11 protein-coding genes are annotated in these 15,228 nt (G+C 49.7%); 8 read left to right on the top strand and 3 right to left on the bottom strand.

Annotated elements, in window-relative coordinates; all coding sequences use genetic code 11:
* The first annotated feature begins 28 nt into the window (after positions 1-28).
* Positions 29-1,039, top strand: a complete 1,011-nt coding sequence (locus tag ACO0LF_RS13265; RefSeq protein WP_423014600.1) for an inorganic phosphate transporter — start codon at positions 29-31, stop codon at positions 1,037-1,039.
* A gap of 76 nt (positions 1,040-1,115) precedes the next feature.
* Here the strand turns inward: ACO0LF_RS13265 and ACO0LF_RS13260 are convergent, their stop codons facing one another.
* The 3 genes from ACO0LF_RS13260 to ACO0LF_RS13250 all read right to left on the bottom strand — a co-directional run bounded on the left by ACO0LF_RS13260 (position 1,116) and on the right by ACO0LF_RS13250 (position 5,719).
* Positions 1,116-1,874, bottom strand: a complete 759-nt coding sequence (locus tag ACO0LF_RS13260; protein WP_423014598.1) for a LytR/AlgR family response regulator transcription factor — start codon at positions 1,872-1,874, stop codon at positions 1,116-1,118.
* A gap of 18 nt (positions 1,875-1,892) precedes the next feature.
* Complete coding sequence (locus tag ACO0LF_RS13255; RefSeq protein ID WP_423014596.1) at positions 1,893-3,218, bottom strand: sensor histidine kinase; 1,326 nt, start codon at positions 3,216-3,218, stop codon at positions 1,893-1,895.
* Between the two features lie 260 nt (positions 3,219-3,478).
* Positions 3,479-5,719 carry a GGDEF/EAL domain-containing response regulator gene (locus ACO0LF_RS13250; protein ID WP_423014594.1) on the bottom strand — a complete coding sequence of 747 codons (2,241 nt, stop codon included), beginning with the start codon at positions 5,717-5,719 and terminating at the stop codon, positions 3,479-3,481.
* Between the two features lie 287 nt (positions 5,720-6,006).
* Between ACO0LF_RS13250 and aroC the strand changes: the two genes are divergently transcribed.
* From aroC to ACO0LF_RS13215, 7 genes are all read left to right on the top strand, one after another.
* Positions 6,007-7,089, top strand: coding sequence for a chorismate synthase (aroC, locus tag ACO0LF_RS13245; RefSeq protein WP_423014592.1), 1,083 nt, complete (start codon positions 6,007-6,009; stop codon positions 7,087-7,089).
* A gap of 408 nt (positions 7,090-7,497) precedes the next feature.
* Positions 7,498-8,901: a 3-isopropylmalate dehydratase large subunit gene (leuC, locus tag ACO0LF_RS13240; RefSeq protein ID WP_423014590.1), complete on the top strand. Its 1,404-nt coding sequence runs from the start codon at positions 7,498-7,500 to the stop codon at positions 8,899-8,901.
* Between the two features lie 18 nt (positions 8,902-8,919).
* Positions 8,920-9,042 (top strand): entericidin A/B family lipoprotein, encoded by a 123-nt coding sequence (locus tag ACO0LF_RS13235; protein ID WP_186945679.1) that lies wholly within the window; start codon positions 8,920-8,922, stop codon positions 9,040-9,042.
* 8 nt (positions 9,043-9,050) lie between these two features.
* On the top strand, positions 9,051-9,698 hold the full coding sequence (leuD, locus tag ACO0LF_RS13230; protein ID WP_423014588.1) for a 3-isopropylmalate dehydratase small subunit: 648 nt from the start codon (positions 9,051-9,053) through the stop codon (positions 9,696-9,698).
* Positions 9,699-9,712: 14 nt separating this feature from the next.
* A complete protein-coding gene (gene leuB / locus ACO0LF_RS13225) occupies positions 9,713-10,783 on the top strand; it encodes a 3-isopropylmalate dehydrogenase (RefSeq protein WP_423014586.1) in 1,071 nt (356 codons plus the stop codon).
* 48 nt (positions 10,784-10,831) lie between these two features.
* The gene (gene asd, locus ACO0LF_RS13220; protein ID WP_423014584.1) at positions 10,832-11,962 is read left to right on the top strand and encodes an aspartate-semialdehyde dehydrogenase; all 1,131 of its coding nucleotides are present in this window, start codon (positions 10,832-10,834) and stop codon (positions 11,960-11,962) included.
* A gap of 387 nt (positions 11,963-12,349) precedes the next feature.
* Complete coding sequence (locus tag ACO0LF_RS13215; RefSeq protein ID WP_423014582.1) at positions 12,350-15,199, top strand: FimV/HubP family polar landmark protein; 2,850 nt, start codon at positions 12,350-12,352, stop codon at positions 15,197-15,199.
* Positions 15,200-15,228: the final 29 nt, after the last annotated feature.

Raw genomic sequence — 15,228 nt, 5'->3', positions numbered from 1 at the left:
CAGAGAGCGAACAAGGGAATTCACTTTTATGCAATCCTTACATATGAGCCTGCACGTCGTCATCTTATTGGTGGTGCTGGCATTGTTATTTGATTTCATGAACGGCTTCCATGATGCCGCCAATGCGATCGCAACCGTTGTTTCTACGGGGGTATTGAAGCCTAGTCAGGCAGTGGCCATGGCTGCCTTATTCAATGTCTTTGCGTTTTTTGTTTTTAATCTGTCAGTGGCGAAAACCATAGGCAAGGGTACTATTGATCCAGTCATTGTGGATCACTATGTCATCTTTGGTGCTCTGGTAGGGGCGATATTCTGGAACCTGGTGACCTGGTATTTTGGTATTCCTTCCTCGTCTTCACATGCCTTGATCGGCGGTTTGATTGGTGCTGCAGTAGCAAAAGAAGGGACCGGTGCCTTGATTGCTGCGGGTCTCTACAAAATCATTTTGTTTATCGTCTTGTCACCATTGCTGGGATTTCTCCTGGGCTCGGTGATGATGCTCATCGTATCGTGGTTATTCGTTAAATCGACGCCAAGGAAAGTGGATAAATGGTTCCGTCGCCTACAATTGATTTCAGCTTCGGTATTCAGTCTGGGGCATGGCGGCAATGATGCACAAAAAACCATGGGTATTATCTGGATGCTCTTGATTGCTGCTGGTTACTCCAGCGAGGCTGACAAAGGACCACCAAGCTGGGTCGTTTATTCCTGCTATGCAGCGATAGGCCTGGGGACTTTGTTCGGTGGCTGGCGCATCGTGAAAACCATGGGCCAGAAAATCACCAAACTCAAACCTGTAGGCGGTTTTTGTGCTGAAACGGGTGGTGCAATTACCCTGATCATGGCGACCGTACTGGGTGTGCCAGTGTCGACCACGCATACTATTACCGGTGCCATCGTCGGTGTAGGTTCTGCCCAGAAAATGTCAGCGGTGCGCTGGGGTGTGGCAGGCAATATCGTTTGGGCATGGATCCTGACGATACCTGCATCTGCTTTTGTCGCTGCGATTGCGTGGTGGATAGGTAAGCAGATTCTGTAATCTCTGACTGCATGAAAAAAAGCGCCTCGATTCATGAGGCGCTTTTTTATTGCTTGCAAGTTCTGCTGCCGGGTGTTTACATTTGTTTAAATAAATGAACAAAGCTGCGACTGACTTCAAGTTTTTCGGTCAAGCCCTTGATCTGCACAAGATGGCGGCCACGCAGATCGCGCACCACACCGGAAATGGCCTTGGCATTTACCAGTGTTGACCTATGGATTTGCCAGAACAGGGCAGGGTCCAGTTCATCCGCCAGGTCGCGTACTGGTTTGCGTATCAGAGCTTCATAAGATGCTGTTTGTACACGAGTATATTTTTCATCGGACTGAAAAAACAAAATCTCTTCTACCGGTATCAGGCGCAACTCCTGGCCTATGGATGCCTGTATCCACTGCAGGTAATTGGGCTTGGCGGCAATCCCCATTTGTTTGGCCAGTTGCGAGAGCATGCTGCTCATGTCATTGGGCTGGCTTTGGGCGCTTAGTCTGGTCTTTAGCCTGTCAACCGTGCGCGTCAGTCTTTCTACATCGGCAGGTTTCAAGACATAATCGACAGCACCATGGTCAAAAGCCTGTATGGCATATTGATCATAGGCTGTGATGAAAACGATATGTGCCTTATTGCCTATCTCCTTGGCTGCTTCCAGACCGGTCTTGACTGGCATGCGTATATCCAGGAAAGCCAGGTCAGGCTTATGTGTCTCTACCAGTGCAACGGCTTCTTCACCGTTCTTGGCTTCATCGAGTATTTCCAGTTCTGGCCACACTTGTTCCAGGCGCGACTTTAACTGGTCGCGCATCAGTCTTTCATCATCAGCAATTATGGCAGTAGGCATGGTCAGCGAAATTGAAATCTAGTTGGCTAATTCGTAAGGGATTTCTATAGTAACGCAAACACCGCTAGGTTGATTGGGAGTAATGATCATTTGTCCCTTTTCTTTATAAATCAATTTCAGGCGTTCACGTATATTTTGCAGGCCCAGTCCAGTGCCATTGCTGGGCATGGCACCAAATCCCAGCCCATCGTCACGTACAGAGACGCGCAGTTTGTTATGCGCAACCTCGGCAAGGAAGTGTATGGTGCCACCTTCTGCCTTGCATTCCAGGCCATGTTTAATGGCATTTTCTACCAGTGACTGCAACATCATCGGCGGGAAGGACGCACTGCGCAAGCCTTCGGGCATAATGAAATCGACATTCAATCTTTCTTCCATACGCATTTTCAGCAATTCCAGATAAGACTTGATCATGTCAGCTTCACGTCCCAGATTGGTGACACTGGCATTTTCTCGCATTTGCGGCAAGACAGCGCGCAAGTAAGCAATCAGGCTGCGTTGCATGGCAGCGGCACGCGGTGGATCAGTTTCTATCAGGTGCTCAACCGAAGCCAGGGTGTTGAACAGAAAATGTGGTTCAACCTGGGCTTGCATCATCTGCATTTGCGCTTCACTGACCTGGCGCAACAAGGATTCACGTTCAGCGGCCATGCCAGCTTCTTTGGCCTTCTCTTCGGCGCGCACTTTTCCACTCATCAGGGCTTTCATGCCAAACAGGCAAACTACCAGCAAGACGACAAAGTTGGCAAACCATTTTGAGGATGTGCGCTTAAAACTGCGCACTTCTTCATCAGCTGCATCGGCGACAGCATCATTGATACCTTCGCTAATTTTTTGGGCAACCTCTGCTGGTAACTTGATGTGGATATCATCCCTCTCATTGATGGAAGGAGGTTTGGGTGGCGTAGGTACCTCGCCTGTTGCATTCGGTTCTGCTGGTGGTACTGGAGGGGCTGTTGCTGCGGTAGCTGCAGTTTTGCCATCCGTGCGGACATGTATACCACTCTCATCGATCTCGATTTGCTTGCCGCGGCCTTCAGCATTGTTTTTGTGGATGCGCAGCCCGGTGTCATCGATTTCTATGTTGGTTTCACCGTCAGTAATCTTGCTGGTTTTTTTGGCTTTGCCAGGTGAGCTGTTCCTGGTGATGACTACATTTTCTTCGGCAGTAAATAGCAAATCTTGCAGCATGCTGCCTGCCACGATGGCAATGATGGCAAACAAGAAAAATTTCCACCAGGATAATTGAGTGACCCATGTTGCCGTCTTATCAAAACTTTTGCTAAGCCAGGCCATGAGTGCGGCGATAAGCTGCTTGATAGTATCTGCATTGGTATTGTTCATGATGCTTCTCTTTTAACGTTTATCCCAGACATATCAGCAAGAATTCGTCATTCTTGCTGCCTGTGACTTTTCAGTCCATGTTGATACTGTAGGGAAAGCGTTCCTGCTTGAATAGCGACTTGCGACAGTCTGCAAAATTGGCGGGACAGAACGAAAAATGCCACATTTAATATGCATGTTTGTTACGGGGTCGAAGATGAGGGGCTGCGGATTTGACACGCACAGCAGGCCAGGAATGGGCCCTGCTGGGTGTCAGTGACTTACCTGCTTGCCAGCCAGGCATGCAAGTCGTCGCGGGTCAGAGGCTTGGAGTACAGATAACCCTGGGCGATATGGCAATCGTAGGAAAGCAGGGTGTTTGCCTGCATTTCACTTTCTACACCTTCGGCAATAATCGACAGGCCCAGGTTTTGGCCGAGTTGAACGATCATCTTGGCAATGCTGCCTTCATTCGGGTTTTTCTGGATTTCATTGACAAAGGCGCGGTCAATTTTCAATTTGTCCACATCAAGTTTTTGCAAGTGACTGAGCGAAGAGAAGCCCGTGCCGAAATCATCGATGGAGACACTGATGCCGAGTTGTTTGATCTGATGTAAAGTCTTGATCAACAATTCTGGATCCTTCATGGCCATGGACTCGGTAATTTCCAGCTCCACATATTGGGGAGGCACCTGAGTATCTGCCAATGCCTTGTTCAGTGATTGCATGAACAAGGGGTGGGAAAACTGGGCTTGCGAGACATTGATGGCCATCTGGAAATTGGTATAGCCAAGACTGCGCAAATGCACAAGTTCCAGGCATGCCGTGCGCAGCACCCATTCGCCGATTTCCACAATCAGGCCAGAATATTCGGCAATAGGAATGAACTGATCGGGTGGAATGAACTTGCCTTCATCCGTTTTCCAGCGCAATAAAGCTTCTGCCCCTAGTACGCGGCCATCGCGCATATCAATCTGGGGTTGAAAAACCAGGAACAATTTTTTTTGTTCAAATGCTGCCCTGAGAGCATGCATGAGCAAGACGCGCTCGCGAATTTCCACACCCATGTTGCGGGTGAAATATTCATAACCACCGCGGCGATTCATTTTCGCGCGCTTGAGGGCGATATTGGTGTCCTTTAAGGCTTCCGAACCATCGCTGTCATAGTCATCAAGCTTGATCAAGCCTATCGTTGCCGATAACTGCACTTCTTGTTGATCAACATCAAAAGCTGAATTGAACAGCGCCAGAATTTTATCCGGGCACACCAGAGTTTCATCACCCAGCAAGGCAAAAGTGTCGCTACCCACTCTGGCCAATTGACAATGCTCACCAAAGTGGGCGAGTAATCTTTGGGCCACCGAATACAGTAACTGGTCACCAAACTGATGGCCGAGTGCATCATTTGTTTCAGCAAAATGGTCTATATCGATGAGTGACAGCGAACTATGGTTCTTGAGCGAGGTAAGCAGGGTCTCGTTCAGTGTTTGCAAGAGTTTGAGGCGGTTTGCCAAGCCTGTCAGCGGGTCGTAAAAGGCGTAGTTATGCAGGCGCGAAGTCAGCATGACATTATCCAGCCCAACTGATACATTGCCACAAAACACGCCTAGCAGGCGTTTGTCCATCTCATTCAGGTGCAGGCCAGTGTTCAGATAGAGCGTGAAATCTTTTTGGGCGACATTATTAAAATAAAGCGCAGTAGATTCAGCTTCAAATATGCTCTGGCGTGCTTCCAGTGAGCGCGAGACGATATCGTTGGCGGATAGATTACTTAATTTTTCCAGTGGCTTATTCAGGCTGCCCAGATACAGATTAGTGGCAGCGATAATGTATAAGTCGTCACTGTCTTCCTGCAACTCAACCGGTACTTGCCGGGCGCATACGAAGCCTTCGGTATTGAGGCCCAGCAAGCCTGCAATTTGTACCAGAACACCGGCAGCAAAATTTTGCAGGCCCTGCAAGGCCATTAACTCAGTGCTGGCGTGAATTATCATTTCCAGACCACGGCGACTGGCACTGATGGCGCAAATCTGCTCGTAGGAACGGATTGCCGAGGTGACTGCGGTGTACAGCTTGGTGCGCGTCAGTTCTGATTTGGTCTTGTAGTCATTGATGTCGTAATCGCGTATGGCATCAATTTCAGGCGCATATCCTGGTTGTCCGGTGCGCAGGATGATGCGTACATCGGTCAAGCCCAGGGTCTTGCGTATATGGCTGACCAGTTGCAGGCCGGCATCTTCTTGTTCCATGACCACATCCAGCAGGATGATGGCAATATCGGTTTCGTTTTTGAGGATGTCGCGTGCTTCAGCCGCAGAGTAGGCATGCAGAAAGCTCAGGGCTCTATGCTGGATTTCCAGGCTGCCCAATGCGAAAGTTGTGGCTGAATGTACATCGGGATCATCATCAATAATCATGATCCGCCAAGTCTGCGCAGGCCGTGAGGCCGCGGCAGTTTCATCGCTGTCTGGTTCATCAAGAAAAACCAGATCATCTTCAGAAGAGTGGATCGTTGAATTCATCGGTAATGCGGCTCCATGCTTGGCATATCGTATGGTAAGGGCACTGCAAAATTGGTTCCCTTGCGGAACTATGACACTAAATGTAGCGCGAGCCAAGCTTCAAATATTTTTCATTGGTAAGAATAAAACAAGATTCGCTTTAAAGGGGGAAAAAAGCCAATAATTTGGCCCGAATGTGCGAAAAATAGTGAAATCTTTCTCGCTGGAGGCAAGAAGCTAAATTCTGTGCTGTAAGCTTCGCTGGTAAAATGCCCGGCACTCTGTCCAACTCTTCATTTCGAAATATTATGTCCGGTAATACTTTTGGTACTTTGTTTACTGTTACAACCTTCGGCGAGTCGCATGGCCCGGCGATAGGTTGCGTGATTGATGGCTGCCCACCGGGCATGGAATTGTCTGAAGCAGACATACAGCCAGAACTGGATCGCCGTCGCCCTGGTACATCACGCCACGTCACCCAGCGTCAGGAACCTGATACTGTGGAAATCCTGTCTGGTGTCTACCAGGGCAAGACCACAGGTACGCCTATAGGCTTGCTTATACGCAATCAAGACCAGCGTAGCAAAGATTATGGCAATATCACAGAAACCTTTCGCCCCGGGCATGCCGATTTTACTTACTGGAATAAATATGGCATCCGTGATCCACGCGGAGGTGGCCGTTCTTCTGCGCGCTTGACTGCACCTGTGGTCGGGGCCGCAGCGATCGCCAAAAAGTGGCTGAATCAGCAATACGGAACAGTATTTCATGGCGGCATGAGCCAACTGGGGGACATCGTCATTCCTTTTCAAGCCTGGGAGCATGCGGCGGCCAATCCTTTTTTTGCGCCAACGACGGATGCAGCGTTGATACAGCAACTGGAAGATTACATGGATGCGCTGCGCAAGGATGGCGATTCCATCGGTGCCAAGATCGATGTCGTTGCCTCCAATGTGCCCGTGGGATTGGGAGAACCTATCTACGACAAGCTTGATGCTGAGATTGCCTACGCCATGATGGGGATCAATGCCGTAAAAGGCGTAGAGATAGGTGCAGGTTTTCGCAGTGTTGCCCAGCGTGGCTCCGAACATGGCGATGAACTGACGCCAGAAGGATTTGTTGGTAATAATGCTGGTGGCATACTTGGCGGTATTTCTACTGGCCAGGATATTACCGTTTCCATTGCCATCAAACCGACATCGTCCATACGTACACCCAGAAGATCTGTGGATAAGGATGGCAATCCTGTCATGGTAGAAACTTTTGGCCGCCATGACCCTTGTGTTGGTATACGTGCCACGCCGATTGCAGAAGCCATGCTAGCCCTGGTATTGATGGACCATGCCTTGCGTCACAGGGCGCAATGCGGTGATGTCAAACATGGCAGCTGATATCATTTAAATGATATTCTTGATATTTGTGCTCCCACTTCCTTTTGACGGCGTGGGAGCCGCTTGATACAAGCCAGTTTCGCTATATTGACTATACCCCGTAGGGGGAGCCTGCATTCTTACAAAGCAAATGCCAATACCACTTGCTTTCTTGGGTAGCACGGATAATTGTGGATCGTAATTGCCGTATGTCAAAATATTCACCAGCAATTTTCCTGATTCCTCACAAAAACCAGATGAAAATTTGGTGATTTTCTTTAAATTCCTACATTTCTATTGAAATTTTCATGCACCAATTTGGCGTGAGGGTTGGTTTTGCGTTGCACAATTGTGGCATAATCAAATGCGAAAAAAAGATGCAGTACAGGATGTAGTAAGAACCAATGACTTATTTCCAGGCTTCAGATTATGCTTAAAACGCTTTACGATAAATTATGGGAGTCCCATGTAGTCCACTCCGAGGACGATGGCACTGCGATACTGTATATAGACCGCCATTTATTACATGAAGTTACTAGCCCGCAAGCTTTTGAAGGCTTGAAGCTGGCTGGTCGTCAACCATGGCGACTATCGGCCAATCTGGTGGTGGCTGATCATAATGTGCCCACCACAAATCGCATCAATGGTATTGATGATCCGACCTCGCGTCTGCAGGTGGAAACACTGGATGCCAATGCCAAGAATTATGGCCTGACTTATTTCAGTATGGCAGATAAACGTCAGGGCATCGTTCATGTGATCGGCCCTGAGCAAGGTGCAACCCTGCCCGGTATGACCGTGGTTTGCGGTGATTCACATACTTCCACCCATGGCGCTTTTGCTTGCCTGGCGCATGGGATAGGGACCTCTGAAGTTGAGCATGTACTGGCGACGCAAACCCTGATCGCTAAAAAATCCAAATCCATGCTGGTGCAGGTCGATGGTGCATTACCTGCTGGCGTGACAGCAAAAGACATCGTTCTGGCCATCATAGGCAAGATAGGTACGGCAGGCGGCACTGGTTATGCGATTGAATTTGCCGGTTCCACTATCCGCAGCCTGTCCATGGAAGGTCGCATGACTGTCTGTAACATGGCCATAGAAGCTGGCGCGCGCGCTGGTATGGTGGCAGTGGATCAAACTACGATAGATTATGTCAAAGGTCGTCCTTTCTCACCGGTTGGGCCGCATTGGGACAGGGCTGTTGAATACTGGAGTAGCTTGCACACAGATGCCGGTGCCAAATTCGATATGGTAGTGACTTTGAATGCGGCTGAAGTCAAACCGCAAGTCACCTGGGGCACTTCACCTGAAATGGTCGTTGCGATAGATAGTCGTGTACCTGATCCTGAGCAAGAAAAAGACGCTGTCAAACGTGATGCGATAGAAAAAGCGCTGGTTTATATGGCATTGCAGCCAAATACGGCAATTTCAGATATTCGCATAGATAAGGTTTTCATTGGCTCTTGCACCAATTCGCGCATAGAAGATTTGCGTGCTGCCGCTGCGGTGGTGCGCGGTAAATATCGCGCATCGAATGTCAAGCTGGCCCTGGTAGTGCCAGGTTCTGGTCTGGTCAAAGAGCAGGCTGAGCGTGAAGGCCTGGATCAAATATTCAAGGCGGCTGGTTTTGAATGGCGTGAACCAGGTTGTTCCATGTGCCTGGCCATGAATGCCGACAGGCTGGAGCCGGGTGAGCGCTGTGCTTCTACCTCGAATCGTAATTTCGAGGGGCGTCAGGGACAGGGCGGGCGTACCCATCTGGTGTCTCCAGCCATGGCTGCCGCAGCAGGCGTGGCCGGACATTTTGTTGATATACGTAGCTTGAATTAATTATTGCGGAGGAAAGACATGAAGAAATTATTTGCACTGGCGATTTGCGCTTTCATTCTGGCAGGCTGCAATACCGTTCAGGGTTTGGGTAAGGACGTTAAAAAGGCTGGCGAAGCAGTCGAAAATGCAGGCAAAAAATAAGTAGCGACATGGAAAAATTTACTTTACTGGATGGTTTGGTTGCGCCCATGGACAGGGCAAATGTCGACACCGATGCCATCATCCCCAAGCAGTTTTTAAAATCCATCAAACGCAGTGGCTTTGGCCCTAATCTGTTTGATGAGTGGCGTTATCTCGATCATGGCGAGCCTGGCATGGACAATAGCCAGCGTCCTGTCAATCCGGATTTTGTATTGAATCAAGCACGCTACCAGGGTGCGTCCATCTTGCTGGCACGCAAAAATTTTGGCTGCGGTTCTTCACGTGAGCACGCCCCCTGGGCGCTGGAGCAATTCGGCTTTCGTGCCATCATTGCCCCCAGTTTTGCAGATATCTTCTTCAATAACTGCTATAAAAATGGTGTGCTGCCCATTGTCTTGAGTGAGGCGCAAGTTGATGCCTTGTTCAATGAAGTCAAGGCCTTCCCGGGCTATCGTCTTATCGTCGATCTGGAACAGCAAGTCGTGCGCACCAGCAATGGCAGTGCCAGCTACCCATTTGAGATTGATGCTTTTCGCAAATATTGCTTGCTCAACGGCCTGGATGATATCGGTCTGACTCTGCGTCAGGCTGACAAGATACGCGCTTTTGAAGAGCGCCATATTGCTGCACAGCCCTGGCTGGCCAACACCATCTAAATTAAATAAAAAATATGAAAATTGCTATTTTGCCGGGCGATGGTATCGGCCCGGAAATCGTTGAACAGGCAGTCAAGGTCTTGAATGCACTGGGCGAGTCTTTTGAAATGGAAACAGCGCCTGTCGGCGGCGCCGGATATGAAGCATCTGGCCACCCTTTGCCTGAAGCAACTTTGAAGCTGGCGCTGGACGCTGACGCTATCCTGTTTGGTGCAGTCGGTGACTGGAAATACGATACGCTGGACCGTCCTTTGCGTCCTGAGCAAGCTATCCTTGGTTTGCGCAAAAACCTGCAACTGTTCGCCAATTTGCGTCCGGCCATCATGTATCCAGAACTGGCAGGTGCCTCAACACTGAAGCCTGAAGTCGTCTCTGGTCTGGATATCATGATCATCCGTGAACTGACTGGCGATATCTATTTTGGTCAGCCGCGTGGTGTGCGAGTCTGTCCTGATGGCCCGTTCAAAGGCGAGCGCGAAGGTTTCGATACCATGCGTTATGCCGAGTCCGAGGTGCGCCGTATTGCGCATGTGGCTTTCCAGGCGGCGCAAAAGCGCGACAAGCGCTTGACCAGTGTAGACAAGGCCAATGTGCTGGAGACTTTCCAGTTCTGGAAAGAAATTGTCACTGATGTCCATAAAGAATATCCAGACGTTGCGCTCGATCACATGTATGTCGACAATGCTGCCATGCAACTGGTGCGCGCACCGAAGAAATTTGACGTCATTGTGACGGGTAATATGTTCGGCGATATCCTGTCTGACCAGGCATCCATGTTGACTGGTTCCATAGGTATGCTGCCATCGGCATCCCTGGATGCGAACAATAAAGGTTTGTACGAGCCTTCTCATGGCTCAGCGCCAGACATCGCCGGTAAAGGTGTGGCGAATCCTCTGGCAACTATCTTGTCTGCGGCTATGATGCTGCGCTATTCCTTGAATAAGGCTGAGCAGGCTGACCGTATAGAAAATGCCGTCAAGAAAGTATTGGCTTTGGGTTTGCGTACCCCGGATATTTACGAGGCTGGCACAACCAAGGTGGGTACTGGCGAGATGGGGCAGGCTGTTTTACAGGCATTGAGTTAAGTTTTTGTTGGTGAAGGGCAGGGACGTCCTGCAAAATTTTAGGGAAAAATGATGAAACTGGTAGGTCTGGTAGGTTGGCGCGGTATGGTGGGTTCTGTCCTGATGCAACGCATGCAGGAAGAAGGTGATTTCGATCATATTGAACCCGTGTTCTTTTCAACGTCCAATACAGGTGGCACGGCCCCTGCAATGGCAAAGAATGAAAAGACCTTGCAAGACGCAAATAATATTGATGCGCTCAAGAAGTGCGAGATTATTATTACCTGCCAGGGTGGTGACTATACCAGCGACATTTATCCCGAGTTGCGTGCAGCAGGCTGGAATGGTCACTGGATAGACGCCGCATCGAGCCTGCGCATGAATGATGATGCAGTGATTGTGCTTGACCCCGTTAATTTGCCCGTGATCAAACAGGCTTTGGTCAAAGGTCAGAAAAACTGGATAGGTGGCAACTGTACAGTCAGCTGCATGCTGATGGGTGTTGGTGCTTTGTATAAGGCAGGTTTGGTGGAGTGGATGAGCACCCAGACTTACCAGGCGGCATCTGGCGGCGGTGCACAGCATATGCGTGAATTGCTGACGCAATATGGCACCTTGAATGCAGAAGTGCGCGCATTGCTGGATGACCCCAAGAGCGCAATTCTGGAAATCGATCGCAAGATCATTGCGAAACAGCGTTCCTTGTCGGAAGCTGAGACGGCTAATTTTGGCGTCCCACTGGGTGGCTCCCTGATCCCCTGGATAGACAAGGACCTGGGTAATGGCATGTCCAAGGAAGAATGGAAGGGCATGGCAGAAACCAATAAAATCCTGGGTCAAGGTGAGGGATTCGGTACTGCAGCCGTGCCAGTTGATGGTTTTTGCATACGCATAGGTGCTATGCGTTGCCACAGCCAGGCTTTGACATTCAAACTGAAAAAAGACGTGCCGCTGGCAGATATCGAAGCCATGATTGCTGCTGACAATGAATGGGTAAAAGTGGTGCCAAATACCCGTGAAGCCAGCGTCCGTGATCTGACACCTGTGGCAGTCACCGGTACGATGACCATACCGGTTGGTCGTATTCGTAAATTGGCGATGGGCCCAGAGTATGTTGGTGCCTTCACGGTTGGCGATCAATTGCTGTGGGGCGCCGCAGAACCGTTGCGCCGCATGTTGCGAATTTTGATCGAAGACTGATGTTTTGAGGTAGTCTGAGAAAGATGTTGTAGAATATAGGGGGGCGTTTAACGCCCCCTTGTCGTTTTTAAAACTTTAAAAACTCAGCCTTATTTGCTGGCGGAGGTTTTTAGTTTTAATTTTTAATAAATAAACAATTAGGATTTGGTGATTTTTATTTCACTTGTCATTTGGCAACAACATTTATGCGATATCCTTGCATGCCAAGCTTCTTAATGTATTTACCACTGTGATAAATCGCGTTAAGCTTGCGTGGCTATGTTTGTAATGTTAATGTGAAACATTAGGACGCGTCGCTAGGTTGTGTGAAAAGCGTCACCCAGCGGACTTTGTTCGCCAAAAATTCCCAATATGTCTGACAAAATGCATAATCAAAAAAAATCGTCTGTGAGTACCCTGGGACGCAAGGCGTTAAGTGTTGCTGTTGCGTCGTCCTTGTTTGCGCTTTCGAGCGCCCATGCTACCGGTCTCGGTAAGCTTACTGTGCTATCCGCACTGGGGCAGCCCTTGCGCGCAGAGGTGGAGTTAACTTCTCCATCTAAAGAGGAAATTGATTCCCTCGTGCCCAAGCTGGCATCTCAGGAAGCCTTTAAACAAGCGAACATAGACTTTAATGCTGCATTATTGTCATTGCGTTTTGCTATTGAGCAGCGTGGTGCCAATTATGTCATTCGCATCAGTTCTTCCCAGGCCATGAACGAACCATTCGTTGACATGTTGCTGGAAATGAACTCCTCCAACGGCAAGTTGCTGAGAGAGTACACCTTCTTGCTGGACCCCGCTGAATTGCGAAATAGTCAATCTGCGCAAGTCAGTAATCCAACACTTGTTGCTAATCAGCCACAAAATTCCAGTACTGCAAATTCTGGAAAAAATAACCGTTCAAGTGCTGCTGAAGCTTTTGCCGCAAGCAGGGCCGCAGCAAAAAACCCTGACGCCGGCAAAGAAGTTAAATCAGCCGGCGAATATCAAGTCAAAGCCGGCGATAGTTTAAGTAAGATTGCTGGTAACTATCGTACTGAAGGTGTTTCTCTCGACCAGATGCTGGTCAGCCTTTATCGTGCGAACCCGCAAGCTTTTGCCGGGAATAATATGAATCGCCTGAAATCAGGGCAGATTTTGACGATTCCTGATGCTGACTCTGCACGCACCAATGCTGGTGGCACTGGTGAGGCGCATTCAGTCGTCATCGCCCATGCAGCTGACTTCAATGCTTATCGCAATAAACTGGCGGGCCAGGTTGCTGAAGCACCTGCGGAGCGGGCACCGACAACCAAGCAAAGTGGCGGAGGCAAGATCACTGCCAAAGTCAAGGAAGTGCCAAATCCCACAACAGATTCCCCAGACAAGCTGAAATTGTCCAAGGCTGGACCTGCTTCTTCACGTAGTGCTGGCAAGGCGAGCGAAGAAGATAAGGTAGCTAAAGAGAGAGCGGCACAAGAATCCAATGCGCGTGTCAAAGAGTTGGAAAAAAACGTCAGCGATCTGAAAAGTTTGCTGGAAGCGCAAAAGATAGAAATCAAGAACAAAGAAATGGCAGCGAAGCAGGCCGAGCTGAGCAAGCCGCGTGCGGATGCCAAAGCCAGTGCGAGTGCCAGCGCATCTGCTGCTAGCGCCAGTGTGCGTGCATCGGCTACTGCTCCTGCATCCACACCAGCCGTTGCCAGCGTTGCTGCTGCCCCTGCTTCTACGCCAGCACCTGCATCAACAGCTGCAGCGCCGGCATCAGTTGCGACAGCTGCACCAGCCAGTGCTGCTGCCAGCATGCCTGCAGCGACAACTGCCGCAACAGCCTCAGTCGCTTCGACAGAAACACCTAAGCCGCCAAAACGTAAAGTTGTTGCGCCACCACCACCGCCACCTCCAGAGCCTAGCTTCTTTGATAGTATCTCCGACTATCTGTTGCCTGGCGGTATAGGTTTGCTGGCCATTCTTGGCGGCGTTGGTATCTGGACTAGCCAGCGCAAGAAAAAATTGCAGCAATTTGAAGATAGTATCCTGACCGGTTCCAGCATGAAGGCCAACTCCATGTTTGGCTCTACTGGTGGTCAGAGTGTGGATACCAATAACAGTGTCTTCAATTCCAATTTCGCGCCTTCAGCCAGTCAGCTTGATGCCAATGAAGTAGACCCGGTAGCAGAAGCCGACGTCTACATCGCCTATGGCCGCGATTCGCAAGCGGAAGAAATTTTGAAAGAAGCGCTGCGTACCCAGCCAGATCGTCATGCGGTCAGGGTCAAGCTGCTGGAAATTTATTTCGGTCGCAAGGATGCAAAAACTTTCGAGCGTCTGGCTAGCGAATTGTATGGTATGACCAGTGGTGAAGGCGATGACTGGGCGCAAGCAGCGTCCATGGGTATTGTGCTTGAGCCAGGCAATCCTCTGTATGCTGGCGGCAAGGCTAAGGCTGAAATGGCTGCGGCATCAGGCCTGGGTTCAGGTACTCAACCGCTGGAAGATCTTGATCCAGAAGCTTTGCTGGCTAACTCCTTGTCCCAGGACATGCTGGAAGCCATCAGTATCATCGATACGGCACAGCGCGATGGTGGTGCAAAAGCCAAGGCAGAAGAGCCTGCTATGGATGAGCATGCCCTGGATTTTGATCTGGATATTTCTGCCATACCAGAGCCAGAAGTGCCAAAAATTCCTGAGGCTGCAAAGCAAGCAGCCCCAGTTGAAGAATCCCATGCAATACCTGAAGTGGATTTTGGCACCATAGACTTTGATTTTGGTACTAAAGAGCCTGAGCCTGCACCAGCTACAGTGTTTGCTGAAGTGGCACCTGTCGTTGCCCCTGAGCATGCACCTGAAAAATTTGAGCTGGATCTGGGTCATATTGATTTTGCTGACCATCAAGCTGCAGCGGCACCATTGTCTCTGGACCTTTCTCCAGCGGATGAGAAAATTGACGAAGACCTGTTGGCAGCTTCACTTGCTACAACTCCAGTAGATGCACCCTTGCCAGAATTGACTGGCGCAAAAGCTGAGGAAGAAGCAGTCTCTGCATTTGAGTTTGATCTTTCCGGTATTGATCTTGACCTGGAACCAGCTGCCACTTCAGTTCTCGAAGAGGCTCCTGCGCACAATGCAGAGATGGCGACGAAGCTGGATCTGGCGGTTGCTTATCATGAAATCGGTGATAAGGAAGGTGCCCGTGAACTGCTCGACGAGGTGCTCAAAGGTGGTACTGCTGAGCAAATCGAAAGAGCCAAGTCCATGATGGCGCAAATGGCTTGAGTTTCTTGATGTAATCACGACGGGCGCGG

This window comes from Undibacterium sp. Di27W (genome assembly GCF_049340345.1).
Lineage (GTDB): Bacteria > Pseudomonadota > Gammaproteobacteria > Burkholderiales > Burkholderiaceae_D > Undibacterium.
Note: the sequence above shows the minus strand (reverse complement) of the source record. Positions and strands in the feature narration are given on the sequence as shown.